22 protein-coding genes are annotated in these 26,920 nt (G+C 64.8%); 15 read left to right on the forward strand and 7 right to left on the reverse strand.

Annotation, left to right across the window (positions count from 1 at the left end):
* Positions 1-7 precede the first annotated feature (7 nt).
* From LMA02_RS18680 to LMA02_RS18700, 5 genes are all read left to right on the forward strand, one after another.
* On the forward strand, positions 8-697 hold the full coding sequence (locus LMA02_RS18680) for an ABC transporter permease (RefSeq protein WP_166725682.1): 690 nt from the start codon (positions 8-10) through the stop codon (positions 695-697).
* Entirely contained in the window at positions 694-1,407 is a 714-nt protein-coding gene (locus LMA02_RS18685; protein ID WP_166725683.1) for an ABC transporter permease, read from the forward strand. Before LMA02_RS18680 ends, LMA02_RS18685 begins: the two co-directional genes overlap by 4 nt.
* 18 nt (positions 1,408-1,425) lie before the next feature.
* Positions 1,426-2,193 (forward strand): ABC transporter ATP-binding protein, encoded by a 768-nt coding sequence (locus tag LMA02_RS18690; protein ID WP_228909264.1) that lies wholly within the window; start codon positions 1,426-1,428, stop codon positions 2,191-2,193.
* A gap of 357 nt (positions 2,194-2,550) precedes the next feature.
* Positions 2,551-2,688: an HHHH-motif protein gene (locus LMA02_RS18695; protein ID WP_166725685.1), complete on the forward strand. Its 138-nt coding sequence runs from the start codon at positions 2,551-2,553 to the stop codon at positions 2,686-2,688.
* Between the two features lie 61 nt (positions 2,689-2,749).
* On the forward strand, positions 2,750-3,214 hold the full coding sequence (locus LMA02_RS18700; protein ID WP_228909265.1) for a hypothetical protein: 465 nt from the start codon (positions 2,750-2,752) through the stop codon (positions 3,212-3,214).
* A 140-nt stretch (positions 3,215-3,354) separates the two neighbouring features.
* On the opposite strand, the gene LMA02_RS18705 is transcribed toward LMA02_RS18700, so the two are convergent.
* From LMA02_RS18705 to LMA02_RS18715, 3 genes are all read right to left on the reverse strand, one after another.
* Entirely contained in the window at positions 3,355-4,314 is a 960-nt protein-coding gene (locus tag LMA02_RS18705; protein ID WP_228909267.1) for a hypothetical protein, read from the reverse strand.
* A gap of 109 nt (positions 4,315-4,423) precedes the next feature.
* Positions 4,424-6,067 (reverse strand): DUF2334 domain-containing protein, encoded by a 1,644-nt coding sequence (locus LMA02_RS18710; RefSeq protein WP_228909269.1) that lies wholly within the window; start codon positions 6,065-6,067, stop codon positions 4,424-4,426.
* A 12-nt stretch (positions 6,068-6,079) separates the two neighbouring features.
* Entirely contained in the window at positions 6,080-6,385 is a 306-nt protein-coding gene (locus LMA02_RS18715) for a hypothetical protein (protein WP_228909271.1), read from the reverse strand.
* A gap of 964 nt (positions 6,386-7,349) precedes the next feature.
* On the opposite strand from LMA02_RS18715, the gene LMA02_RS18720 reads away from it, so the two are divergent.
* Both LMA02_RS18720 and LMA02_RS18725 read left to right on the forward strand, forming a co-directional pair.
* Positions 7,350-9,308 (forward strand): glycosyl transferase family protein, encoded by a 1,959-nt coding sequence (locus LMA02_RS18720; protein WP_416378713.1) that lies wholly within the window; start codon positions 7,350-7,352, stop codon positions 9,306-9,308.
* On the forward strand, positions 9,305-10,999 hold the full coding sequence (locus tag LMA02_RS18725) for an NfrA family protein (protein WP_228909274.1): 1,695 nt from the start codon (positions 9,305-9,307) through the stop codon (positions 10,997-10,999). Before LMA02_RS18720 ends, LMA02_RS18725 begins: the two co-directional genes overlap by 4 nt.
* A 41-nt stretch (positions 11,000-11,040) precedes the next feature.
* Here the strand turns inward: LMA02_RS18725 and LMA02_RS18730 are convergent, their stop codons facing one another.
* Entirely contained in the window at positions 11,041-11,943 is a 903-nt protein-coding gene (locus LMA02_RS18730; RefSeq protein WP_228910051.1) for a hypothetical protein, read from the reverse strand.
* Between the two features lie 533 nt (positions 11,944-12,476).
* Here LMA02_RS18730 and LMA02_RS18735 point away from each other — a divergent pair.
* From LMA02_RS18735 to LMA02_RS18755, 5 genes are all read left to right on the forward strand, one after another.
* Positions 12,477-13,712 carry a Crp/Fnr family transcriptional regulator gene (locus tag LMA02_RS18735; RefSeq protein ID WP_228909276.1) on the forward strand — a complete coding sequence of 412 codons (1,236 nt, stop codon included), beginning with the start codon at positions 12,477-12,479 and terminating at the stop codon, positions 13,710-13,712.
* A 23-nt stretch (positions 13,713-13,735) separates the two neighbouring features.
* Positions 13,736-14,500: a flagellar motor protein gene (locus LMA02_RS18740; protein WP_006752608.1), complete on the forward strand. Its 765-nt coding sequence runs from the start codon at positions 13,736-13,738 to the stop codon at positions 14,498-14,500.
* 18 nt (positions 14,501-14,518) lie between these two features.
* Complete coding sequence (locus tag LMA02_RS18745; RefSeq protein ID WP_228909278.1) at positions 14,519-15,205, forward strand: OmpA/MotB family protein; 687 nt, start codon at positions 14,519-14,521, stop codon at positions 15,203-15,205.
* Between the two features lie 176 nt (positions 15,206-15,381).
* Positions 15,382-17,244, forward strand: a complete 1,863-nt coding sequence (locus LMA02_RS18750) for a methyl-accepting chemotaxis protein (RefSeq protein WP_228909280.1) — start codon at positions 15,382-15,384, stop codon at positions 17,242-17,244.
* A gap of 102 nt (positions 17,245-17,346) precedes the next feature.
* Entirely contained in the window at positions 17,347-18,135 is a 789-nt protein-coding gene (locus LMA02_RS18755) for a hypothetical protein (protein ID WP_228909282.1), read from the forward strand.
* A gap of 119 nt (positions 18,136-18,254) precedes the next feature.
* On the opposite strand, the gene wecB is transcribed toward LMA02_RS18755, so the two are convergent.
* On the reverse strand, positions 18,255-19,472 hold the full coding sequence (gene wecB, locus LMA02_RS18760; RefSeq protein ID WP_228909283.1) for a non-hydrolyzing UDP-N-acetylglucosamine 2-epimerase: 1,218 nt from the start codon (positions 19,470-19,472) through the stop codon (positions 18,255-18,257).
* A 1,163-nt stretch (positions 19,473-20,635) separates the two neighbouring features.
* On the opposite strand from wecB, the gene LMA02_RS18765 reads away from it, so the two are divergent.
* Both LMA02_RS18765 and glmS read left to right on the forward strand, forming a co-directional pair.
* Entirely contained in the window at positions 20,636-21,724 is a 1,089-nt protein-coding gene (locus LMA02_RS18765; protein WP_228909285.1) for a hypothetical protein, read from the forward strand.
* A gap of 59 nt (positions 21,725-21,783) precedes the next feature.
* Positions 21,784-23,601 (forward strand): glutamine--fructose-6-phosphate transaminase (isomerizing), encoded by a 1,818-nt coding sequence (glmS, locus tag LMA02_RS18770; RefSeq protein WP_228909286.1) that lies wholly within the window; start codon positions 21,784-21,786, stop codon positions 23,599-23,601.
* A 98-nt stretch (positions 23,602-23,699) separates the two neighbouring features.
* On the opposite strand, the gene LMA02_RS18775 is transcribed toward glmS, so the two are convergent.
* Complete coding sequence (locus LMA02_RS18775) at positions 23,700-24,674, reverse strand: hypothetical protein (protein WP_228909288.1); 975 nt, start codon at positions 24,672-24,674, stop codon at positions 23,700-23,702.
* Positions 24,675-24,985: 311 nt separating this feature from the next.
* Between LMA02_RS18775 and LMA02_RS18780 the strand changes: the two genes are divergently transcribed.
* On the forward strand, positions 24,986-25,396 hold the full coding sequence (locus tag LMA02_RS18780) for a TIGR02594 family protein (protein WP_228910052.1): 411 nt from the start codon (positions 24,986-24,988) through the stop codon (positions 25,394-25,396).
* A gap of 67 nt (positions 25,397-25,463) precedes the next feature.
* Here LMA02_RS18780 and LMA02_RS18785 read toward each other — a convergent pair whose 3' ends face one another.
* A complete protein-coding gene (locus tag LMA02_RS18785) occupies positions 25,464-26,915 on the reverse strand; it encodes an efflux transporter outer membrane subunit (protein WP_228909290.1) in 1,452 nt (483 codons plus the stop codon).
* Positions 26,916-26,920 lie beyond the last annotated feature (5 nt).

Genomic DNA, 26,920 nt, shown 5'->3' on the forward strand with positions numbered 1-26,920 from the left:
TGCTGACATGATCTTCCAAGGATTTGGCCCGCTGTTGTGGGCCGGCACGGTCGAGACCGTGAAGCTCGCGGTGCTGTCGCTCGCCGCGGCGCTGATACTGGGCCTCGCGGGCGCGGCCGCGAAACTGTCGACCAACCGCGTGCTCAGGTGGATCGGCACGTTCTATACGACGCTGATCCGCGCGGTGCCCGATCTCGTGCTGATGCTGCTGCTGTTCTACGGGATCCAGATCCTGCTGAACATGGCGACCGACGCGCTCGGCTGGGATCAGATCGACATCGATCCATTCGTCGCGGGCGTCATCACGCTCGGCTTCATCTACGGCGCGTACTTCACCGAGACGTTCCGCGGCGCGTTTCTCGCGGTGCCGCGCGGCCAGCTCGAAGCCGGCTTCGCGTACGGGATGAGCGGCTGGCGCGTGTTCCACCGGATCCTGTTCCCGCAGATGATGCGCTTCGCGCTGCCGGGCATCGGCAACAACTGGCAGGTGCTCGTGAAGGCCACCGCGCTGGTATCGATCATCGGTCTCGCCGATGTCGTGAAGGCGTCGCAGGATGCCGGCAAGAGCACGCTCGATTTCTTCTTCTTCACGCTCGCGGCGGGCGCGATCTACCTCGCGATCACGACGGTGTCGAACGTCGTGCTGCACCACCTCGAGAAGCGTTATTCCGTCGGCGTCCGGAGGCTCGCACTGTGATCGAACTCATCAGCCAGTACTGGCAAAACTATCTCTACACCGACGGCTACCGCTTCAGCGGCCTCGCGATCACGCTGTGGCTGCTGGTCGTGTCGATCGCGTTCGGCTTCGCGCTGGCCGTGCCGCTCGCAATCGCGCGCGCGTCGTCGAACCGCTGGATTTCCGGCCCCGTGTGGCTCTATACGTACGTGTTCCGCGGCACGCCGCTCTACGTGCAGTTGCTGATGTGCTACACCGGCATCTACAGCCTGCAGGTCGTGCACAACCACGTGCTGCTCGACACGTTCTTCCGCAACGCGATGAACTGCACGCTGCTCGCGTTCGTGCTGAACGAATGCGCGTATGCGACCGAGATCTTCGCGGGCGCGATCAAGGCCACGTCGGCCGGCGAGATCGAGGCCGGGATGGCGTACGGGATGTCGCGCTTCAAGCTCTATACGCGCATCATCCTGCCGTCCGCGCTGCGCCGCTCGCTGCCCAGCTACAGCAACGAAGTGATCCTGATGCTGCACGCGACGACGCTCGCGTTTACCGCGACCGTGCCCGACATCCTGAAGGTCACGCGGGACGTCAACTCCGCGACGTACATGTCGTTCCAGGCCTACGGCATCGCGGCCGTGCTGTACGCCATCGTCGTGTTCACGCTCATCTGGGCGTTCCGCAAGCTCGAGACGCGCTGGCTCGCGTACCTCTCGCCGCGCGGCCATTAATGCAAGGAAGGACCAAGCATGTACAAGCTCACCGTTGATAACCTCCACAAGAAGTTCGGCGACAACGAGGTGTTGAAGGGCGTGTCGATGAAGGCGAAGGCCGGCGACGTGATCAGCATCATCGGCTCGAGCGGCTCCGGCAAGAGCACGTTCCTGCGCTGCATCAACTTCCTCGAGCAGCCGTGCTCGGGGCAGATCACGATCGGCAGCGAGCCGACCCAGACCGCGCGCGACCGCAACGGCTCGCTGCGCGTGGCCGACCAGAAGCAGTTGCAGCGGATGCGCACGAAGCTCGCGATGGTGTTCCAGCACTTCAACCTGTGGTCGCACATGACGGTGCTGGAGAACGTGATCGAGGCGCCGATGGCGGTGCTCGGAATCGGCAAGGACGAAGCGGTCGAGCGCGCACGCACGTATCTGGAGAAGGTCGGTCTCGCGCCGCGCGTCGAAGGCATGTATCCGTCGCACCTGTCGGGCGGCCAGCAGCAGCGTGTCGCGATCGCGCGTGCGCTCGCGATGGAGCCCGAGGTGATGCTGTTCGACGAGCCGACATCGGCGCTCGATCCGGAACTCGTCGGTGAAGTGCTGAAGGTGATGCAGAAGCTGGCCGAGGAGGGCCGCACGATGGTCGTCGTCACGCACGAGATGGGCTTCGCGCGCAACGTATCGAACCACGTGATCTTCCTGCATCAGGGGAAGATCGAGGAAGAGGGCGATCCGCAGGAGATTCTCGTCAATCCGAAGAGCGAGCGGCTCGGCCAATTCCTGTCGGGGCGGTTGAAGTAAGTCGCCAGATCGCGTGCCGCGGATGGGCGCGCTGGAGGCGCCCGTCCGGCACGCGCTGGCTTTTCGTATCCTTTCTCATTGCTTGTCGGCGCGATCGGTCATCGCGCCGTTGCTCTTCCTGTCCCCTTCTCTCGCGCACGTTCGCCCGTTCCGGCGGCGCCGCTTCATTCGAACTCCAGACCGTTGTGCTGCTGAAAGCATCGAAAGCATGTGGGTGCGCAGCCGCCAGCTTCGCCGCCGTCGAGTGGCCGATGTCAAAGATCGTCAATTGTGTGCAGGTGCGGTACACGGAGATCGGGGGACCGGCGTTAAGCAGGTACCAGCCGGATGACCGGCTGACCTATCCGGGAGAGTTCCATGTACCGCATCGCGAAGATCCTGACGGCCACCGCACTGGCTTGCGCCGTTCTCGTGCCGGCCCTTGCCGAAGCGCACTCGCACCGCGTGTGCCATTTCGATCACCACCACCATCGCGAGTGCCGCTGGGTGCGGTAAGCAGGGTTGTCCCGGCGCTGCCCGGGACGCTTTCACGATTCAGGCAAATCAGGAGAGGACCATGAAAAAGATGATGTTGATCGCCGCGCTTGCTGCCGGCGTGGGGCTGTCGACCGGTGCGTTCGCGCAAGTTCCGGCCAGCGCGCCGGCGGGCACGACCGGTCTGTGCAAGGACGGGTCGTTCTATTCGGGCGCGTCGAAGAAGGGCGCATGCGCGGGTCACAAGGGGGTGAAGACCTGGTACGGCGCATCGGCTGCTGCGGCGGCCAGCGCACCGGCCGCGGCGCCCGCGATGGCGGCATCCGCTGCTCCGGCATCGGCCGCCGCGCCCGCGAAGAGCGCGCCGGCGACGACCGCGGCTGCGCCGGGCGGCGGCGCGGGCAAGGTGTGGGTCAACGACAGCACGAAGGTCTATCACTGCTCGACCGACAAGTACTACGGCAAGACGAAGCACGGCAGCTACATGTCGGAAGCGGATGCGAAGACAAAGGGCTTCCATCCGTCGCACGGCAAGGCCTGCTCGTAAGCCGGCCGCGCGAGCGTCGGCTTGCGCATTGCCCGCGTGTTGGCTGTCGGGCATCACGCCCCGCCGTTTCGGCGGGGCGTTTTTTTACTTGGCGGACAGTCTGAAGCTTGCCGTTCGCATGGCGGCCGGGTGCGTCAGGATCACGGAATCGTTCCGGCGGGCTTGGCTGGAGGCGGATTGGTCGGCCGCGTGACGAGTTCACGCGTGAGGTTGTCCGACACATAGTGCGGGCCATCGAACAGATAGACCGGATAGCCGCGATACGTCGCCAGCTGTTTGCTCAGTTCCTCTGCGCTGGCCGCACGAAAGCCACCGTGCTCGGCGGGCCGGAAGGCTTCCGCGATCATCCGCACGCGTTGCTTTCCGAGGCGCGCGGCCAGCTCGTCGAGGTAGACGCGGGCGACGTACGGTTCGCGCGCATAGACGCCGCAACCGTCCTGGAAGAACACGCCGATGTCCGCGGGCAGCCACGATGCGAGCCAGTCGGCCAGCGCCTTACCGCCGATATTGGTCTGGTCGTAGACGCTGACCCACAGCGGACGCGGCAAGCGCTTCAGGATCTCGGCGAGTTTCGGCGCGTCCTGCCAGGTCGGATCGATTTCGACGGGGAAGTAGTAACCAGTCACATGCAGCGGGACGTGTGCGCGCGCCACCTCCGCGGACTGGTTCGCAAGCGTCGCCAGATGGGTGCGTGCACGCCTTTCGTCCTGGTAGCCGGCCAGGCCCAGAATGACGTTCCTGGCCCACGGTTCGCGACCGATGCGCTCCCAGTCGGGAAGGTGCGCCGCGGTACGGATGCCGGTGTTCGGCACGTACGCGGTATCGTCGACGACGCTCCACTGGATCAGCAGATCGTGCACGCCCAGCATCTGCCAGTTCCCGACGGGATTCGTCGTCGCGTTGTCCAGTTGCCATACGATTCCGTCGGCATGCACGTCGTGCGCCGTCCAGCTACACGCGGCCATGGCGAGCGACGCGCCGATCGCCGCGAGCGTCGTCGTGCGCGGCGCGCGCGCGCGCCGGCGCGGCCGCCCTGCGTGCCGGAACCGGCCCATACGCTGTCGAATCGTGCGCAAGGCCGGGATGGCGTACTTGATCATCGCTGCCTCCCCGGAACCACTCTTACGCGTCATCGTAGCCGATCAAATGCAGGCGTGCGACCCGCGTTGCCGCAGCGGGTCGCACGCACGGGGCTTTCGCCGGCGAGCGTCACTTGGCCGTCGTGCCGTCCACCCACGTGTAGCCCAGGTTCGTGATGCCGGTCACGACGCTCTGGAAGTCCTGGTAAGCCGGCAAGCCGAGATCGGGTTCGAGCCAGTAAGGATGGAAGAAGAACGACGCAAAGCCGTCCCGCACCGCCAGGCCGTACTGGGCGTTGGTGACGAGTTGCTGCCACGTGTACGTGATGCACGAGAACGGGTCGATGTTGCAGATGTTGTACTGGATGCTGCCCAGGTTTTCCGGGATGATCCGCTGCCCGTAGTAATCGGAGTTGATGATGTACGGGAAAAACTGCCCGGCCGAAAAGTCCTGGTTGGCTGCGCCTGTACCGATTTGCGGATTGGTCGACGTGTAGTAGACGGCCCGCTGGAACGTGGTCGGGAACGTCTGCGCCGTGGCCGCCGACGCGTTCGGCGACATCTGGTACTGCGGCGCGGCCCAGCCGACGATGTGGTAGCCGTTGAGCGTGAACTCGAGCATGCCGTCGGCCATTCTGCCTTTCGCCCACTGCACGGAGTCCTCTACGACCGGACGATTCTGCACCGCGTACCAGAACTCGTAGTCGCTGCCGCTGACTGCGGTCAGAAGGTTAGGTGTCGAGTCGTACTGGTGCGTGTAGCCGTGCATCACGATCGAGCCGCCGCGCAGGAGCGCATAGTTCAGCGCGCTCTTGAGGCCCGTTGCCTGCGCGAGGTGAATCGTCTCCGGACGGCCGCCGGTGTAATACCCATTCGGATCGGTATACAGCGGAATGGTCGCCATCGTGAACTTGATCCTCTTCGAGTACAGGTAGTCCGTCAGCTGTCTCATCGAACTCGTCGTCGTGTATGCGTCAAGATCCTCGAGACGAACGAGCGCACGGTGATTCACCGGTGCATTGGTCTGCAGGATGTCGTGCAGGATGTCGCAGATCACGAGATAGCGATCCGTCGGGCCGATGTACGAGAACGGCATGTCCGCGAAATACCAGAGCTTGCCCGAGCGAACGACGTAAGGCGTGGTGGCGCCGCTCTTGCTGTTCTTGATGGTGACGAGCACTTGGGCCTTGGTGGCGTCGAGGACCTGGGTTAATCCGACATCGGGATCCGCACTGATGGCACCCGACGACGCGTCATATGCGTAATACTTGACCATCGGCAGGTTCTTGTACGTGATCGTATCGTAGAAGCCTGGATTCGGATTGCTCGACGAAGGCGACGCGTTCATCCCGGCAAGGCCCGTGAAGCTGAACCCGAAGGTCTGGTTGAACGTGTAGGCCGTGTTCCATGCGAGCTGCCACAAGTTGTACTTGAACCAGACCACGGTTTTCGTCGCGGTCATCACGTCGCTCATGAACGCCGCCGGAATCGGATTGTTGTAGTAGTCGCCGACATAGAACGTGGCATCGTGGCTGCCGATCATGCCGGCCGTGTAGTTCTGTATCGGGACCAGGTCGACGGTCGTATTGAAGTGGCCGAGCAGGTTCCTCAACATGATGCTGTACATCAGCCCGAGCTTCGAGTACGGGTCGTTGGCCGGGTTGTCGTACAGCACGAGCGTGTGTGCGGTAGTGACCTGCGCATGCGCGGTGACCGGCAAGGTCAGTTGCGCGAGTCCGGCAAGCAGGGCTATGACGATCAAGATCTTTTTCATGGCCGTTTCTCCCTATTCGCGTTCGACGTTGCCGCCGTTTCTCTTCACGAGGCTCCTGTTGAACTTCGGGCGCCCGGTCTCCTTGTATGCCTTGTCCCAATCCTCCTCGGACATGCCTGGCTTCACGATGGTGTTGGCCGAGCCGTTGGGTAAGGGAGGGGCCTTGATCTTGCCGTGAGACGACTGGTTCGTCTGCTGCGCACTCGCCTCCGGCGCCGTGCCGATGACGACGAGCGCGGGAACCAACGTCAGGACCAGCCCGGCGGTGCTCAACCCGATTCGAAAAGATTGGTAGCGATGCGAAGGCATGATTTTCATCCTTTGATATGCAAATTAAGTTTTTCCCCTTAACGAAACGAGCGCGTTGAATTGCCGATTTAAATCGGGTCGTTATGTCGTGAGTTTTTGCGCGCTTCTACCCGATAAAAAAACGAAACCGGATACCGTTGCTTCCAAGCTAGTTCCATACCATCTGCCGCTAATGGGCGTCGGGGCGAGACGTCGAAACCGGCACGTCGCGACAGTCCCAAATTGCTTTCGATAAACGTTTCATGCCTGCAACGCACGCGTTTTTTTCGAATCCAGTCCGGCAAGCGTGCATCCGGCGTGGTCGGACGATTCGGGAAAAGCCGGTTGCGCGCTGAACGTCGCACCTGGAACAAGGCAATCGAGTCGATCGGCGCGCACGTGCGATATCCGTTCGGATACGGGATTTTTCGTGAGACGCCGATCCTTCCTGCCCCGGTAGATAGCCGAACCGCGTGGCGATGCTCCGATCGCGTCGAACGGCGCGCGGCGCCGACCTGTCAGGCTGCTTTCAGCGGATCGCTCACGTAGTGTTGCAGCGCTGAAACGTTTGGGCCGGATTCGAGCCGGCAATCGTGTGACGTCACCCCCGGGGGCTCGGCATGCCAAGGGCGGCGCGGCGATGGCGCACGACTTGCTAGAACAGCAGTGCGCGGAGAAGACGGTGCCCGGGGCGCACTGCGAGGCGCCAGATCGCAACACGGCTGCAAGCATCGGCGAATGCGGGGCGGCGGCAAGCAGCGGGAAATCGGCTGTCGAAAGTCATCCACTGAACACGTTGCGTTTTTGAGGATGTTACGTGGCCGTATCGATAGCGCTCGACGCGTGATCCGGGTCTGTCGAGAGCGGCGGGTGCGGGTGCGGCGCCGCATCGGGGTGGACATGACGGGGGCGACGGGGACGGGGAGAGATTCGTCTTGCGTTGGTTCGGCGGAGAGGAAGCGAAGGCGAACGATCGAAGAACGCGGAAGGGGTCATGGATAATATGATATGGAGTACGTATCTATATGCGATCAATATCGTCGCCATTGTGACCGCCATCGTCATCCTGGTCAGCACGCTGGATGACCTCACGCTGGACGCCTGTTACTGGTGGTTCGAACTCGGGCGGATCTTGCGTCGCGAGAAAGCGCAGACCGTCGATATCGGCATGCTGCGCGCGCTGGAAGAGCGCCATCTGGCACTCATGGTGCCGGCGTGGAAAGAGTATGACGTGATCGCCAAAATGATCGAGAACACCCTGGCGACCCTCGAGTACGAGCGCTATGTCATCTTCGTCGGCACCTATCGCAACGACGCCGAAACCACGTCGGAAGTCGAACGGATGGTGCGCCGGTATCCGGGCAGGGTGACGCGCGCAACGGTCAGGAACGACGGGCCGACCTGCAAGGCGGATTGCCTGAACTGGATCATCGAAGCGATCCTGCGCTACGAGGAAGTCCATCATATTCGATTCGCAGGCGTCGTCATGCACGACTGCGAAGACGTCATTCATCCGGTCGAACTCAAGTACCTCAATCATGCGGTAGCGGAAAGCGACCTGGTTCAGCTCCCGGTCCTGTCGTTGCCGCGAAAATGGAACGAGTTCGTCGCCGGCTGCTATCTCGACGATTTCAGCGAAACGCACCAGAAGGACGTGCCGGTACGAGCCCGCCTGACCGGCGTCGTGCCGGGCGCGGGCGTTGCATCATGCTACAGCCGCCGTTCGATCGAGGCGGCGATGAAGGCGCGCGACGGTTCTCCGTTCAACACGAGTTCGCTGACCGAAGACTACGACTTCAGCTTCCGGTTGAAGGATCTCGGCATGAAGGAAACGTTTGCCCGCTTCGCGCTTTCGGACGCCGTGCACGATGCCGGCCAAGAGCGTGCGGAGGCCGGCGCCGGCAATCGAAACCTGCTGGCCACGCGCGAGTACTTCCCGAAGACGTTTCGCACCGCCTACCGGCAGCGCACGCGCTGGATCCTCGGTATCGCCTTCCAGGGCTGGGAGCAGCTCGGCTGGAAGGGCGACCTCCTCACCCGCTATATGTTCTTCCACGATCGCAAGGGCATCGTGACGTCGCTGTTTTCGGTGGTGGCCTATGGCGTGCTGCTCAACTTCGTGTTGCTTGCCTTTCTTCAGAAAAGCGGCGGCATCATCCCCGCCGGCGCTCATGTCGTGATGGGCGGTGCATGGGTGGCGCCGCTGCTGTGGGTCAACACCGCCATGCTGTTTGCCCGCGCCGGGCAGCGCTACCACTTCGTCAGCAAGCTGAACGGCCCACTCCAGGGGCTGCTGTCGATCCCCCGGATGTTCGTGAACAACCTGATCAATTTCTGCGCGGTGAGTCGCGCGTGGCGCATCTATGTCGGCCACCTCGTGAACGGCAGGCCGATCGCGTGGGACAAGACCAGTCACACCTACCTGTCGAACGAAGAACTCGGGAAAGCGCGGCGCAAGGTCGGCGAGATCCTGGTCAGCTGGGGCGTCGTCTCCCTGGAGCAGCTGCAGGCGGGGCTCGAGAAACAACTGACATGCGGCAAGCGGCTCGGTGAACTGTTGCTCGAATGCACCGAGCTGTCCACCGAATCGCTGGCTGATGCGATCGCCGAGCAGGCGGAGTTGCCGCGCGTGAGCCTGGGCAACGTCGCGGTCGGTCACTTCGCGGATTCGCTGGCATTCGAACTGCAGTACGCGTATCGCGCGGTCCCGTTTTCGACCGCGGACGACGGGACGCTCAATATCGCGGTCGGGCGCCCGCTCACGCCGGACGAACAGGACGTCGTGCGGCGCGGCGCCAGATCGAACGTCGCCTATTTCATCGCCTGCGATGCCGAGATTGCCACCGAACTCGCGCGGCACTCGCGCTTCGTCGATATCGCGCGGCTGCGCGACGGCGATGACGCGACGCCGCAGGCATCTGCGGCAAAAAGGCCGTCGGGAGAACAGGCATGAAGCGCGCGACACGACCCATCGCGGCCGGCCTCAAGCGTTGCGCACGGTTGAGCGCGCTGGCGCTCGCCGTGTCGCTTGCGTGGCAGGCGCCGGCATCCGCGGCCCAGCCGCTCACTGCGAAGGCCTACCGGCTCGCCGACGGCGCATACAAGGCGATCAACGCCGGCGACCTGCCGCGCGCGGACGAGTATGCGTCGCGTGCCGTCAAGATTCAGCCGGGGAGCGAGCAGCTCGCGCTGCTGCTTGCGGATGTGTACCGGCGCGAAGGAAAGGTCGACGAAGCGGACGCGCTGCTGGAATCGCTGAGCGTGCGTTTTCCGAAGAGCGCGGCGGTGCTGGCGCAGCATGGCTACCTGGCGCAGCGGCAGATGCGCTACGACGTTGCGTGCCGCGATTTCTCGGCCGCCGTCGCGACCGGAAAATGGAGCCACGAGCAGCAGCGCAACCTGCGTCTCGCATGGTCCGACAGCGCGCTCGCGGATAATCGCCCGCATGAAGCCGGCATTGCACTGGCGCCGCTGGCCGATGAAAAATCGGCCGTGGTTCAGGTGCGTATCGCACAACTGAGCCTGCAGGCCGGTGATCGCGAAAGCGCCATCCGCATGGCGGAGCTGGCGGCCAGCGACGCATCGACGGATGCGGAACGCAACATGGCCGCGTCGATCGCGGCGCAGGCGCGGCAAGTCGACGCGCCGCCGCAGGCGGCGGTCGACGATAGCGCGCAGCAGAAGCTGCAGCACGCCTATGACCTCCTGCGCGAACACGACGATCGCGCCGCGCTGGACGCATTTCGGGAAGGCTTCGCCGGTGGCGCCGGCAACGCGATGAACTACGCGGACGCCGGCTATGCCGCGAAGCGGATCGGATTGAACGAGCAGTCCGTCCAGCTGTTCGAACACAGCCTCGACGCCGACGAAAACGAACACGCGTTCGATGCGCAGCGCAAGTTCGGCTATCGGCGGGAAGTGGAACAGCTGGAGCGCACTTGGGGTTTCGTGCTGAGCGCGCCATACCAGTCGGCCGCGTTCGGCCCGCAAGGCACCATCAGCGTGCTTCAGCCGGGTATCGAGGCGTACTGGCAGCCGCCGAAGATCGGCTATCAGAACGGTCGCATCTTCCAGTTCTTCGTGCGCGGATACGGCACGGCCTACGACGGCTCGGGCAACGTGACCGGGATGCCGACCGTGCAAGGGTCGGTGGGCGCGCGCTACAAGCCGATACCCGACCAGAACGTGGTGTTGACCGCCGAGCGGTTGTTCCATGTCGGCAGCCTGTCGATGACGGACTGGCTGATGCGCGTGGGCTATTCATCGGAGGGGGGCACCGACCTGCGGGTCACCGAACCGAGCTGGCGGAGCTGGCAGGCTTACGTCGAAGGTGCGTATTTCATCAAGGCGGGCCGCTACATCATTTATTCGGAGCTGCGTTACGGGCACACGTGGCGTTTGCCGGCGCTCAGCGACCGGCTGACCGTCTACCCCCACGTCGCGGTGGCAGGCGATCACGACAATCGTGAGCCGAACAGGACGGCAATCGGTGTGGGGCCCGGCATCCAGTTCAGGTACTGGTTTCGCGAAGGCAGGTATACCGCGCCGGCAAGCTATCTCGACGTGACGGTGCAATACCGTTTCCCGTTGACGTCAGCGGCACGCGCACGTGGTCTCGTCGTACGCGCGACATTGTGGTTCTGAGCGACTGCGCTGACGTTGGAACGGCTCGCGGATGAGCCCGATCAGTTGGGCGACTTCAGCGGGATGATGGTTTGGCGCAACAACTGGAAGTACGAGCTCGTCGAATACGGGAGCATCTGTTCGGCGTAGTTCCACCAGAAGAATCCGCCGATGAAACGCGGATCGTTCATGCTGTTGACCATCGGATAATACGTCTTGATCAGGTTCTGCTGCACCGACGCCGGCGCGGAAATTTGCGACGTGCCGATTTCGCCGAAGCCGACCTTGGCATTCGGGAAGATGTTTTCGAGCGCCGCGAAATCGCTATTCCACGAGGGATTCAGCCCCGTGCAATCCTGATACGGGTAGTAGCTGAACAGCGCGTAGTCCGCCTGCTGGCGCACCGTTGCCGGCAGGAAGGCCGTTGGCCAGGTCTTCCAGTAATCCTGGGGTTTCTCCCAACAGTTGTTACCCTTGCTGTCGTCGTTGTAGTACAGCGTGATCGCGGTCTTGCCGCCGTTCGATTTGACGATCGTGTTGGCCGCGGCGACCATCTGGCCGATCTGCTGCTCTTGCGAATTGACCACGGTATTCGTGCCGCTCGGGTCGTTGCGCAACCATTCGCCGTTGATTTCGTTGGCGATTTCCCACACGTCGACGGTGTTCTTCAACTGCGACACCAGTTCCTGCGTTCGCGCCTTGTACGTCGCGAGATCCGTCGGGAAATAGTACGAATCGTAGACCTCGCCCATCACATACGCGACCGCGTGCAGGCGCAGCAGCGGTGCGTAGTAGTCGGCGGCCGACGTGCCCGGATCAAACACGACACGCACGGTCGGTCGGTACGGCAGGTTCTGGAGCGACGCGACGATCGCATCGAGCTTCGTCAGGTCGTCGAGCGTGACGCCGTAGACCGGATTCTTCAGCGGTTCGACCTGGGCGCTGGCCGTTTGGGACAGGGGCATCAGCCCCGCATACGCCACGCATGCGGCAACGGCCGTGCGCGAGATAGTTTTCGTCAGTTTAATCAAAACTTCATTCCATCCTAAGGTAAGAAGAAGCGCGATTTTAGACGAAAATAAAAGGTAATTATCTGACAATAGGCGAAGTAAAGGGGCCGAATGCCGCGCTGCAGCAGTCGCCCGAGCGGGGCTGTCGCGAGATAAAGGCAGCATCCCGAAGCGATCCTGACGGGCCGACCGAACGGCGAATTCCGTCGTTGTACCGTTGCGCGTCCCACGCATCGTCGCGTTGTCGGTCGGTCGGCCGGGCGTACGGCAGGCGGATGCATCGAGGAATCTTCCGACGATGCGCATTCGTTCGACGATGCGCATTCGTTCGCAAACGTTTCACCTTGATTTTCAGCAAAAACGAGCAGGAATTCGCTAAAGGACGCGCGGCCCGATGACGTTAAAACGGGCACGGGGATGACTGTCGATGGCATGCATGCGACATGCGACGTGCAGTCCGCAATAACCAGCGCAGCAGGGGAATCGACTTGAACCGTCAGCAATCATGGACGCGCACAGCCGCGCCCGGCGAGATCATCTACTCGGAGGGCTTCGCCGGCGAGCCCGTCATCTTTCTGATCGCCGACGGCAAGGTCGAGCTGTCGACGCGCTGCGAAGACAAGCGCGTCGTCGTCGCGACGCTCGGGCGCGGCGAGTTCTTCGGCGAATCGGCGCTGCTCGCGGCCGAGCCTCGCGCGCATACCGCCAAGGCGCTGTCGTTCTGTCAGCTCACGGTCGTGCCGGCCGCGGTGCTCGACGAAGAGATCGAGCACGTGTCCGCGCTGCTGCGTCATGTCGTGCGCACGATGATCCGGCGCGTGAAGCGCAAGGACGACCAGCTCGCGACCTATACGCACGCCGATTTCATGCCGGGCGTGCTGTCGTATGCGCACGTGCTGTCGCTGATGGCGGGCGCCGACACGCGCGCCACGGACGACGCGTGGTCGCGCCGGCCGATGCAGGCGCATGCGGCGGAAACGTCGGTGCCGCTCGCGGACGTGATCCGCCGCTGTCGCGCGATCGCCGGCCATTCGCGCCCGCACGTGCTCGCGATGCTGCACCGCATGGAGAAGCTCAATCTCGTCACGATCGAAGCCGCGCAGGCCGACCATGCCGGCGCGGCCGATTACGCGGGTTCGTCGGATGCGCGCCAGGTCGTCACGTTCGATGCCGCGCGCGTGATCGATCGCGCGCAGCAGGTCGCCGATCACGATCTCGACCTGTCGATCAACAGCGAGCTGGAGCTGATCGAGCTGGCCGATCTCGAGGCGCTGATCGGCGTCGACCGGAAGCTGCTGCTCAACAAGCTGTCGCACGGCGAAATCGCCGACGAGGTGTTCGCGTTCCGCAAGTCGAAGGTGCTCGGCTACGTCGAACAGAAAGGCGTCGCGTATTTCTCGCGCCGCAGCCCACGCGCCGGCGGCGACGTGCGCGCGCTCGAGGACATCGTGTGGGTCGATCAGCGCACGCTGTTCGACGTGATCAGCGCATTCGACACGTACGATCTCGCGAAGCTGATCGCGAGCCTCGACGATCGCGCGGTGGCCGACAAGCTGTTCTCCGTGATGACGGAGGCGCGGCGCAACGAAGTGTCGTGGGTGATGCGTCGCGAGCTCAAGCTCGATCCGATCGAGATCGAGGAGATCGGGCAGCGCGTGCTCGATGCCGTGCGTGTGGCCAAGGCGCCGGCGCCGTCCGCGCCCTTGGCTGCATCCGACGCGTAACACCCGACCCGACGGAGACGCATATGGACCTGTTGACCCTGGCCGGCGTGGTACTCGGCGGCGCGGCCATCGTATTCGGCTTCGCGCTGGAAGGCGGCCACTTCTCGATGCTGTTCCAGTTCGAAGCGCTCGTCATCGTGCTCGGCGGTACACTCGGCGCGGTGATGATCCAGAACACGTGGGCGCGCTTCTTCGATGCGGTGAAGCAGTTGCGGCTCGCGTTCGTGCGCGCGCAGGAAGTCGATCGCAAGCACCTGACCGACCTGCTGGAGTGGGGCGATCGCGCGAAGCTCGACGGCTTGCTCGCGTTCGAATCGATGGACGTGAGCGGGATTCATCCGTTCGCGCGGCGCGGGCTGGAACTGCTCGCGAACGGCGTGTCGACCGCCGTGCTCGAGGACGCGCTGCACCGCGAGCTCGACGCCTACGAGCGCAGCCGGCTCGCGGCCGCGCGCGTGTGGCAGCAGGCCGGCGGCTATGCGCCGACGTTTGGCATTCTCGGCTCGGTGCTCGGGCTGGTCCAGGTGACGAGCCACATTCTCGAACCGGCGCAGCTCGGACCGGGCATCGCGGTCGCGTTCATCGCGACGCTCTATGGCCTCGCGTTCGCGAACCTCGTGTTCCTGCCGCTCTACGGCAAGCTGCGCGCGCAGATCGACAGCGAGCTGCGTTTTCGCAAGCTGTATCTCGACGGCTTGCTCGCGATCTCGCGCAAGGAGTCGCCGCATACGATCGAAACGCGGCTGACCGGCGACGTGCGCGGCCGCGCGGCGGAGTCGCTCGCATGACGCACCGGGAGCTTCGACATGACGGCTCGAACTGACGGCGCGCGTGCGGCCTCGGCCGCGGCCGACCGCGACGACGATGAAGCGGAAGGCACGCAGTCCGGACGCTGGCTGATTTCCTACGCGGACCTCATCACGACGCTGATGGTGCTGTTTCTCGCGCTGTACGTGCTGCAGCTCGCGAAATACAACGCGCTCGATGCGCGATATCAGACCCTCGCGCGGCACGACGGCGGTGCGGCAAGTGTGACTGCGGCCGCACCTGCGACACCCGAGCGCGCGCCGGCGTGGCTGGCCTCGCTCGATGCGCTGAAGACGAACGGCCGCATCTCGCTCGTGCGGGCGCCGCACGGCATCGAGATCGGCATCGATGCGAAGATCCTGTTCAACGTCGGCGATGCGCGCCTGCTGCCCGACGCGACGCCGGTGCTGAGCGAGATCGCGCGGGCGCTGAGCGAGCATGCGACCGGCGACATACTCGTCGAGGGGCATACCGACAGCGCGCCGATCGCGAACGCGAAATACGAATCGAACTGGGAGCTGTCATCCGCGCGGGCGGGCAGCGTCGTGCGCTATCTGGCCGAGCGCGGCGTCGCGCCCCATCGGCTCGCGGCGATCGGGCGAGCCGACACGCAGCCGCTCGTCGCCGGCGACGATGCGCCCGCGCGGGCGCGCAACCGCCGGGTGACGATCTTCGTCGCATATTGATCGCACGACGCACGACGCACGACGCACGACGCACGACGCGCGGCGGGCCGCCACGCCCGCCCGGCGACGACATATCGGATCCCGCATGACGGACATGTGAAATCGGCGATGCGATTTCGCGCGTGCCTGCCGATAACCCAAGCTGGCTCAGACCGAGCGGTTATCGAGGGTTCCCCATGCATTTCTGGCGCAAGCTGTCCATTCAGAACAAGCTGATTCTCAGCATGACGAGTTGCCTGCTCGTGTTCGTCGCGATCTCGAGCGGGTTGAGCGTCCGCCTGATCGGTCACGCGGTGCGCGATCGCGTCGTCCGCGAAGAGCTGCCGACGGCCGTCAGCGGCATCCGCGCCGACGTGCAGCGGCAGATGGCCGGACCGATCGCCGCGTCGCGCCAGCTCGCGCGCGATGCGTTCCTGCTGCAATGGGAAGCCGACGGCGAGCCCGACGCCGGCACGCGCAACTGGATCCAGCTTGCGAAGAACGTGAAGGACGAGCAGAAGGCGGCATCCGTGCAGTGGGTGTCGGTGAAGAGCGGCAACTACTACAACGAAGGCGGCCTGCAGCGCAAGGTCACCGACCAGGATCGGTGGCTGACGAACTTCCTCGCGGCGGGCAAGGCCTTCGACGTGAACATGGATCGCGAAGTCACGCTCGGCGGCTACATGATGTTCATCAACAGCCGCGTGGAGCTCGACGGCACGCCGATCGGCGCGGCCAGCATGAGCCTGTCCGTCGATGTGCTCGCGAAGGGCATCGCCGCGTACCGGATCGGCGAGACCGGGTTCGCGTACCTCGTGCGGCCGGATGGCGCGATCATGATGCATCGCGACACGTCGCTGATCGACGGCAAGCACTTCCTGAAGGACGAACCGGGCCTGCCTGGCGACGCGTCGTCGACGCTGCTGGCCGGCAAGCCGTATGCACACCTGAGCTACGACGGCGACGGCGGTGCGCGCTTCATCGCGACGTCGTTCATTCCGGAGCTGAATGCGTACGTGGTCGTCGAGGTGCCGCAGGCCGAACTGCTCGGCCCCGTGACGCGCGCGATTCGCAGCGCGGCGCTGGTCGCCGCGGTGGTGGGCCTCGGCGTTGCGCTGGTCGTGATCTGGCTGGTCGGGCGCGCGATCGCCGCGCCGATCCGCCGCGCGGCGACGCTGCTGTCGGAGATCGCGAGCGGCCAGGGCGACCTGACGCGCCGGATGACGGTCGAGAGCGAGGACGAGATCGGCCAGTTGTCGGACGCGTTCAACCGCTTCGTGTCGTCGTTGTCGACGCTCGTCCACCGGATCCGCGCGGCGTCCGCGTCGATCGCGACCGGCTCCGCGCAGATCGCGTCAGGCAACGCGGATCTCAGCGAGCGCACCGAAGGGCAATCGAGCAACCTCGAGCGGACGGCTTCGTCGATGGAGGAAATCACGGCAGTCGTGCGCAACAACACCGAAACCGCGACGACCGCCGCGAAGCTGATCACCGGCGCATCCGATACGGCATCGCGCGGCGGGCAGGTCGTCGGTGAAGTCGTGTCCACGATGGAGCAGATCAGCGATGCTTCGCAACGGATCTCCGAGATCATCGTGATGATCGACAGCATCTCGTTCCAGACGAACATCCTTGCGCTGAATGCCGCGGTCGAGGCGGCCCGGGCCGGCGAACAGGGGCGCGGGTTCGCGGTCGTCGCGGCGGAAGTGCGGAACCTCGCGCAGCGCAGCGCGCAGGCGGCGAAGGAGATCAAGGCACTGATCGAGCACAGCGCGGGCACGGTGAACACCGGCTCGCGGCTCGTCAGCGAGGCGGGGAAGGTGATGCGCGATGTCGTGTCGCAGGTGCAGGGCGTCAGCGCGATGATGAGCGAGATCGCCGAGGCGAGCCTGGAGCAGAGCGCGGGCATCGACCAGATCGGCGACGCGGTGCAGTCGCTCGATCAGATGACGCAGCAGAATGCGGCGCTGGTCGAGGAAAGCGCGGCGGCCGCGGAGAGCCTGAAGCAGCAGGCGGCGGAACTGACGCGACTGGTATCGGCATTCAAGGTAGATGAATGAAGCGCGCGCGACGTTAGAATGAAGCGTTTCTGAGGGACGGCTGTCGCGGGATGACGGCAGCCGTTTTCGCTGTCGGCGCGGGGTTCGGTAACGTCATAAAAAATGAAGCGCATATCAAGACTGAAGATCGGGGCGGGGGTGGTGGTGGTCGCGGCGCTGCTTGCCGCGGTCGGGGCGAAGGTGATCGCATCGCCGGCGGAGTCGTATCTTGCCTATCGGAACCAGGCCGCGGCGAGCCTGGCGGCGGCGCGGATGGAGGATCGGGCGGCCCTCGACAAGCAGTACACGGCCGACGTGAATGCACGGCTCGCCAAGCTGATCGGCACGGTCCGGGCGAAAGGGTTTGCCGCGAAGTCGGAGGGCACCGTGCAGAGTGTCGGCCCCGTCGACGGGATGCCGCCGGGGCCGGACGGGTTGTCCTTCAAGTCGGAGGACGGCAAGACGAATCTCGTCGTGACGACGGTTGCGCTGCTGAAGGCGTGGGCGAGTAACGCGGATGCCGGCATCAAGCCGACCGACGATGTCGCCGCGATGTTCGACCATGAAACGCTTTACACGAACGTGTTCGGCGACGACGCCGCGGCGTTTCGCTTCGCCGAATTGCCCGTCAAGCGGCAGCCGGCCGACGGCGTCGTGAAGGCGTTGCTGCTGGGCGAAAGCCAGGACGGCGTGCCGGAGGGGCCGAACACGCTGGCCGTGTCGGTCCGGCAGGGCCAACGGGTGTACATCCTGTGGAAGAGCGTGACGCTGCGCCCGATCGCGGCGTGCAGCGCGGCGCGCGTGCCCGAGGACGCGCGGCAGGCGTGTTTCGCCAAACAGGTGGCGTCCCAGCGGAGTTACCCGCGGCTGATTGCGCAGGCGCAATCGATGGCCGATGCGGTGGTCCGATAGCGGACGGCGGCGCTCGCCGGTTGTACGGTGCGATTCGACGGCGATGGACGGTGGTTCACGTGTGACGAATGACGGCCGGCGACGTCACGCGTCGCCGACCGTCGGCATGCCGTCCAATGTCAACGCGAGCGCAACGCCTGCAACCCCAGTGTGAGCGGGTTGAACGGCATTTCCGCGGCGCCCGTCGAAAAGCTCGTCGTCTTCGCGGTCGCCCCCGGAATATGCATCAGTGCATGAATGATCCTCTCGCTTGCATGACCGTCGCCATACGGATTGCTCGCGTGCGACATTTCCTCATACGCGCGCTCGCTGTCGAACAGTCGCGACGCCTCCCAGATGATCCGTTCCTGATCCGTGCCGACGAGCCGCGCAGTGCCGGCCTGGATCGCTTCGGGACGCTCGGTCGTGTCGCGCGTGACGAGCACCGGCTTGCCGAGCGCCGGCCCTTCCTCCTGGATGCCGCCCGAGTCGGTGATGATGAAATGCGCGCGTGACATCAGGAATACGAATGAAAGATATTCCTGGGGATCGATCAAATAAATGTTCGGCACGCTGCCGAGCAGCGCGCGCGCCGGCTCGCGCACGTTTGGATTCATGTGCAGCGGATAGACGAACTGCGCATCGTGATAGCGGTTCGCGAGCGCGCAGAGCGCCTCGCAGAAATGCCGGAACGGCTCGCCGAAGCTTTCGCGGCGATGGCCGGTGATCAGCACGACGCGACGCGACGGTTCGAGAAACGGAAAGTGCGCGGCGACCGTGTCGTTGAGCTCGGCATTGTGATCGAGCATCCGTTTGACGTCGTGCAGCGCATCGATCACGGTGTTGCCGGTCATCACGACCGCACCCACCGGTATGCCTTCGCTGAACAGGTTGTCGCGAGCCTGACCGGTCGGTGCGAAATGCCATGACGACACCGCGTCGGTCACGCGGCGATTCAATTCCTCCGGCCACGGCGACCAGATGTCGCCGCTGCGCAAACCCGCTTCCACGTGTCCGACCGGCAGATAGCGGTAGAACGCGGCGAGACTCACGGCCAGTGTCGTGGTCGTATCGCCGTGCACCAGGACGACGTCAGGATGGAAGTCGTCGAAAACGACTCCGATCGCCTGAAGAATGCCGGTCGTCACGTCGGTCAGTGTCTGGCTCTGACGCATCAGATTGAGATCGTAGTCGGGCTTGATGCCGAACAACGTCAGGACCTGATCCAGCATTTCCCGATGCTGGGCGGTGACGCATACCCTGGCGTCGACATCCCGGCGCGCCTTCAGCGCGCGGACGAGCGGCGCCATCTTGATGGCTTCCGGCCGAGTCCCGAACACAAGCAAGATCTTTTTCATCGTTATCCTCGTTGAGCTTCTTCGCGCCGGGGGACCCGGCGCCTGGCGTCGGGCATCCGTGCAGGCGAGTCGTCCCATGCCCGCATGCGATCACGCTGGCCGGCACCTTGCATCGTCAATCACGTCATGAGCTTTCCTCGATGTGTTGATCGCGACGTCTGTCGGTCAGGTTGCGTACGTCACCGCGTCGCGGCGCACGGGTACCTGTCCCTGCTACGGATAGAGCAATATTCAAACCAGCGGCCCTGCGAGCGGGCCCGCGTCGCTTCGCAAACGCGGATTGCCGCGGAACGTTTCACAATTGCTACGAGCGCGAGCGCCGCGCGCTGCCCCGACGCGAGTAAACATCCGACCGTTCGCGACATCGATCCGGTCACGTCATTGGAAGCACGGCAGCTTGCGTCGCGCGACGCGCTGCCGATCCAAGCGCGGGCGACCTTGCGGATCCCATGAGTCACTTTGAGACGCGATTTCTGTATAGGAATGGGCAGGACATCGTCTGCTCTCCTGCATTGTTTCCGCACAAAGGATTTCCCCGAGGCATCGCGTCGTGCGCATCGTCAGACTCGGCGGGTGCGAAATGTTGCGCATCTGAAACGCCCGCCCGGAGCGGGCTGACATATCGGCGCGATGGCTGTCGATCTGCAACGCGAGGCGCACAGGTACTTGCCCGACAGTAGCGATGGATAGCCTGTCCGCAGCGATTGGCTTCCCGGAATGGCGCTGCGCGCGGTGCTCGTGTCTTGCAAGGGGGATCCCCGCCGGAGCGCGACCGTTGATTCGGCGGTGAATCAAAAACATGCGATCCGGATCCGCAGCGTGTCGATCGAGTACTCACGGGCCCTTGCCGGACGGGGCGCGGCGATTCATGGCTCGCCCCTTGCTAGTTTCAGGAGTGACACGCGTGTCCCGACGGCGGAGAGAGCGGTGACCGGATCGCGCTGGCGCGACGGCGCCGGTCCATGAACGGAACCGGGAGGCAGACGCGTCATATGTGGAATCGTCGGCGCGGCCGCACAACGGGACATCGTTCCGACTACGACTCGGTGCCACGCGCACCCAGGTGCCCCGAACCACACCGTCGATATGTTGTTCGCCGGACGCGACGCGGCCAACGCCGCGTCCGACGATTGCGCAGGACTACCGCGCAGGAGCCCCACATCATGAACTGGCCCGCGCTTTTCCCGGCCGCACGCGCATGCGTGGCGGCCACCGTCAGGCGGTGCCATGCGTGGCGCGTTGCCTGCTGCGTCGCCGCGTGCTGCTCCGTGCTGCACGCGGGCGCCGCCGAACTCCGGCTCAACGGGCTGTATCAACGCCCGGACGGCGCGATCACCGTGCGCCTGAACGGGGCCGGCATCGATCCTTATTTTGCGGCGAAGGCCCTGCTTGCCGCGGCCGATACGCGGATGGACGCCCGTCGATCGGCACTTGCATGGATCGCATGGCTGTTGCCGCGCCAGCGTCCGGACGGCGGCTTCGACCGCTATTGCGTGAAGGACGGGCTGACGAACCGGTGCGCGGAAGCCGACGCGGACGACGCGATGATGGCGAGCTGGATCGAACTGCTCGCGCGCTTCGCGCCGCCCGACGGGATGCCGGCCGCGTGGGAGCTTAGCCTGAACCGCGCGGGCGCGCACCTGGATACGCTGCTCGACAAGACGAGCGGCGTCTATCAGATCTCGTCGTCGCCGCAGGTGGCGCTGCTGATGGACAACGTCGAGGTGCACAGCGCGTTCCAGGCGCTCGCCGCGTATTACGTGCGCCGCGCCGACGCCGCGCATGCGGCGCCGTGGAGCCAGCGCGCCGACCGGCTGGCGTCGGCGATCGTGAAGGTGTTCTGGCGCGGCACGCAATCCGGCTTTCGCGCGAGCACGCAGAAGATCAGCGACGCGAGCTTCTATCCGTCGAAAGTCGCGCAGATTTTCCCGCTCCTGTCGGGCGTCCAGGTGCCCGACCAGTCGAACGACAGGATCTATGCGCAGTGGATGCAGAAGTACGGCAAGACCTGGACGCAACTCGCCGGCTCCGATTTCCCGTGGGGGTTGATCGCGCTGGTCGCATACAAGATGAATGACTGGAGCACCGTCGCCTGCTGGTATGCGCGCTCGGGACCGTACCGTCACGGCGCGCACTGGAATGTACTGGAGGAGGCACTGTACCTGGCATTCGAAAGCAGGATGACCGACCCGCTCGTGCCCGCCAAATGCGGGTTGACGACGGCGGAGGTCACGGTGACCGGATCGCGCTGACGCAATGGCGCACGGTCCGGCTCACGGTTCATGAACGGACAAAGGGAAGGAGGCGTTTCATGTGTGGCATCGTCGGCGCGGTTGCGCAACGGAACATCGTTCCGATTCTGATCGAAGGTTTGCGCCGCCTCGAATATCGAGGCTACGATTCATGCGGCGTGGCGACTGTCGTCGACGGCCACGCGCGCCGCGAACGCAGCGTGTCGCGCGTCGCGGATCTCGACGCGCACGTGCGCAGCGCCGGGCTGTCCGGGACCACCGGCATCGCGCATACCCGCTGGGCGACGCATGGCGCGCCCGCAACCTGCAACGCGCATCCGATCTTCTCGCGCGACGAAATCGCGCTCGTGCACAACGGCATCATCGAGAATCACGAAGCGTTGCGCAGGCAACTGTCCGACGAGCACTACGAATTCGACGGCCAGACCGACACCGAGGTCGTCGCCCACCTGATCCACAGCAAGTATCGCGGCGACCTGCTCGCTGCCGTGCGCGATGCGACGTCGCAGCTGCACGGCGCGTACGCGATCGCGGTGTTCAGCAAGCATGAGCCGCAGCGGCTGATCGGCGCGCGTGTCGGCTCGCCGCTCGTCGTCGGCCTGAAGGACGACGAATGCTTTCTCGCGTCCGACGCGCTCGCGCTCGCCGGCATCACCGATCGCTTCATCTTTCTCGAGGAAGGCGACATCGTCGAGCTGACGCCGGGCGGCGTGCGAATTCTCGAGCGCGGCGGCACGCCGGTCGATCGCCCGATCCAGACCGTCTCGTCGACGCAGGGCGTGGTCGAGCTCGGGCCGTACCGGCATTTCATGCAGAAGGAAATCTTCGAGCAACCGCAGGCGGTGGCCGCGACCATTCCCGATGCGGGGCTGTTCGATCCGGCGGCCTTCGGCCCGGATGCTGCGCGGGCGTTCGAGCAGATCGACAACGTGCTGATCCTCGCGTGCGGCACGAGCCACTATTCCGGCCTCACTGCCCGCCGCTGGCTCGAGACGATCGCGCGCCTGCCCGCGCAGGTCGAGATCGCGAGCGAATACCGTTACAGCGACGCGCTCGCGCTGCCGAATACGCTGGTGGTCAGCGTGTCGCAATCGGGCGAGACCGCCGACACGCTCGCCGCGCTCAAGTACGCGCAGGCGCTCGGTCATGTCGACACGCTCGCGATCTGCAACGTGCCGACCAGCGCGATGGTGCGTCAGACCAGCCTGCGGTTCCTGACGCGCGCGGGCCCGGAAATCGGCGTCGCGTCGACCAAGGCGTTCACGACGCAACTCGTCGCGCTGTTCATTCTCGCGGTGACGCTGGGCCGGCTGCGCGGCTATGTCGACGATGCGCAGCTCGCCCGCTATGCGACGCAACTGCGACGATTGCCGGACGCGCTCGAGGACGTGCTCGCGCTGGAGCCGCAGATCGAGCGCTGGGCGGTGGAGTTCTCGCGGCACGAGAATGCGCTGTTTCTGGGGCGCGGGCTGCATTACCCGATCGCGCTCGAAGGGGCGCTGAAGCTCAAGGAGATTTCGTATATCCACGCGGAAGCGTATCCGGCCGGCGAGCTGAAGCATGGGCCGCTCGCGCTCGTGACGCACACGATGCCGGTCGCGACGATCGCGCCGAACGACGCGCTGCTCGAGAAGCTCAAGTCGAACATGCAGGAGGTGCGGGCGCGCGGCGGTCAGCTTTACGTATTCGCCGATGCCGATACGCGGATCGACAACGGCGACGGCGTGTCGGTGCTGAGGATGCCGGATTACTACGGGCTGCTGTCGCCGATCCTGCACGTCGTGCCGCTGCAGCTACTCGCCTATCACGCGGCGTGCCTGCGCGGTGCGGATATCGACAAGCCGAGGAATCTCGCGAAATCGGTGACGGTGGAGTGAGGGGAAGGGGGGCGACGAGGCTGCTTCGGCGCGATGCGGAGCAGTCTCGGAATGGCGGCGGGCAAACCGACGCGATTCGCGCCCGGCCGCCCCGTCCGTTACGATTTCGCGTCGTTAGCCGGAGCGTCGTCGTCGATGCGGAACACGATCGGATCGCGCGGATAGTGCTTGATATCTGGCGATAAAGCGTACCTGCCCTCGGTCCAGTAATACACGAAGGAAACGATCAGGATCGCCAGCGAAAAGGGCAGCGACATGCGCCCCCATGCCCAGAAGGCGAGAAGCCCGAGCGCGATGATCGAAAAAGCGATCATGGCCGGGCGTCGTGCTGTTGCGAGCGGCTGCCAGGTTTCAGGGTGAATCCCGGCGGCGATGAACGTCCCCGGATTGAAACGCAGCCCCTGATGCGCCAGGCCGCACAGCAGCGCGACGAGCAGTTCGTGATGATTCTTGAAGCGAACGCAGCGGATGGCACTGTCGGCGTCGTAATCCACGAGACTCGTGCGCAGCGTGAATCGCGTCGCCGGTTCGCGCTTGGCACCGCGTCGCCAGAACTGGAAACTCGCCGGCCTCATGGCCACTCGGGATGCCGTGTCGTATTCGACGTCGCAGCGCAGGTCCTCGCTGGGTACGACTTCATGCCATTCGATGTGCCGTTCCTGCTGCAGGGCTGCCGCATTCGAGCGCTTGCCGATGCCATATCGGAAGCCGGTTGCATCCACATGAAACCAGCCGCCAGTATTCCTCATGGCCCGAATGACGATGACCACCGCCCATGCGAGGCAGCCCAATATGCCGAGCCACAAAACGAATCCAATGAAGCCGCCTCGCGCGAAAGACGCATTGCCGAATGGCGCGGTGAGCAGCCCGACGAACATCGTGCCGAAAAACAGCAGGAAGCCGATATTGATCAGATAGGTATTGAACAGGTCGGGAATTCCATCACACGATGGAATCTGCCGAAGATGCGCCGGTAGCGTAATGACGCGCGGCTGTGCACCGGTGCCCTGTCTTGATTGGTTCGACGCGTCGGCGATGCCGGACGACAAGGTGCCGTCTGAGCGGGTAGTCATGGCGCGTGGCCCCTTTCCGGAGGAGGTGTTCTGGAGATCGACGATTGATCAGATGGTAGTCGATCTCGCGGAATGGCTCGCGTCCCGAATCCGGAATTCGCACGAAGGCGAAAAAATCCGGCACATTGTTCGCGCCTATGTCGGAAATCGGTTCGACGATGGCGGCCGGGTATCGCGGGCTGTTCACGAAGCGGTGGCATCACGCCGCCACATTCATGCGAAGATTAACCCTCCGTCCGACCACCGAAGCCGAGACCGTCGTGATCCGATCGAACTCCGAGGGCAATCCGCAATCCGGTCATCCGCCGTGGATGTCCGTCGCGCTGGCCGAGCTGGGCATCCGCCGTTTCCCGCCCGGCAGCATCAATCCGCGCATCGTCGAATACAACAACCACACGAATCTCGTCGGCTATGACGACAAGATTTCGTGGTGCTCGTCGTTCGTCAACTGGTGCATGACGCATGCCGGCATTCGCGGCACGGGGTCGGCGCTCGCGCGTTCGTGGCTCGAGTGGGGGCGCCCGCTGAAGCGCCCGGTGTACGGCTGCATCGCGATCCTGACGCGCGACGATCCCGCGAGCTGGAAAGGTCACGTCGGGTTCTATCTGCGTCATGACGACGAGCACGTGCATCTGTTCGGCGGCAATCAGCTGGACGAGGTGCGTGAACTCGCGTATCCGCTGAGCGAGGTGATCGGATACCGGTGGCCCGACGCCGGCTGATCGCGCCGCCGGCCCGGCACCCCGTGCATGCACGGGCCACGGCGCCGGCGTCGCAGGGTGGCCGCGGTCAGTCCTTCGCGACGACGGCGACGGCCACGGCTTGCGTGTCCGTCCCGCCCGCCGCATCGTTCCTGCTCCATCCACCGCCAAGCGACCGATACAACGCGACCGCGGCCAGCGCATGCTCGCGCCTCACCTGATTGAGCGCATCCGAGTCCCGCAGATACACCTCCTGCGCGGACAGCACATCCAGAAAATCCGTCGCGCCGCCCTTGTAGAGCTGATTCGCCAGCCCGAGCGCCTTGTCCGACGCCGCGAGCGCGCTGTCGAGCCGCCGTGTCGCTTCATCGCTGCTGACGAGGTTCGCGCGCGCATCCTCGACTTCCCGCAGCGCCTGTAGCATCGTCTGCCGCAAACCGAGTTCCGACTCGCGCATCCGGCTTTCGCTCTGCGTGATGTCGGCCGTGATCCGCCCCGCGTTGAAGATCGGGCTGGTCGCGCTCAACGCCGCGCTGAACAGGTTGTCGGTCAGCGTCGGCAACCCGAGGTACGACGCGGCAAGAATCCCGTCTGCCAGGTTCAGCGAGAACTTCGGATACCGCTCGGCCTTCGCGACACCGACCTGCGCCGCGCGCCGTTCGACCTGCGCGTAAGCAGTGAGCACATCGGGCCGTCGCAGCAGCGCCTGCGAAGGCAGCGTGGTGGGCGACCCGGCTGGCGGCGCGGGAATCGCGCCGCCCTGCGCGAGCACGAGCCGGTCGACCGACTCGGGCGTGCGGCCCGAATACACGGCGATCAGGTTGAGCTGATGCGCGATCTGCGCCTGCGTCGGCGGAATCCGCGCTTCGAGCGCATCGAGCTGGTTCTGCGCGCGCGTGACGTCGAGTTCCGTCGACAGTCCGAACGCCTGGCGCTTGCGCGTGAGCTCGAGCGCATGCTGACGGATCGCCGCGTTGTCCTGCAGGATCTTCAGTTCCTGCTGCGCCCAGCGCAGGTCGACGTACGCGGACGCCGCATCGGCCGCGAGCGCGAGCCGTATCGCATCTTCCGCATGCTGTTGTCCGACCAGCTCGGCTTGCGCGGCCAGCAGGTCGAGCCGTTCGCCGCCGAACACGTCCGGCGACCAGCTCAGCGCGAGCCCGATGCCGGCCTGCCGCACGTAGCCGAGCGGCGGCGGCGTGTTCTGGCGCGCGTCGGACGCATGCGCGGTCGCGTCGAGTTCGGGTAGCAGCGCCGCGCGCTTCTGCACGGTCAGCGCCTGCGCCTGCTTCACGCGCTCGGTGGCGGCCTGCAGATCGAGGTTGCCGTCGAGCACGGTCGCGATCAGCCGGTCGAGCACGGGATCGTGGAACCGCGCCCACCACGCGGCAGCGTCGATGTCCGCGCGCGGCACGTCGGTGTCCCACGCGGCGGGCGCGAGCGATTGAACGGAATCGTGCAGCGCGGGATGCTGCGCGGGCTGCACCGCGCAGCCGGCGGCGAACGCGCTGACGGCCAGCGCGACGAGTAGCTTTTTCATCAGAA

It is taken from the genome of Burkholderia sp. B21-005 (assembly GCF_020843965.1).
Lineage (GTDB): Bacteria > Pseudomonadota > Gammaproteobacteria > Burkholderiales > Burkholderiaceae > Burkholderia > Burkholderia ambifaria.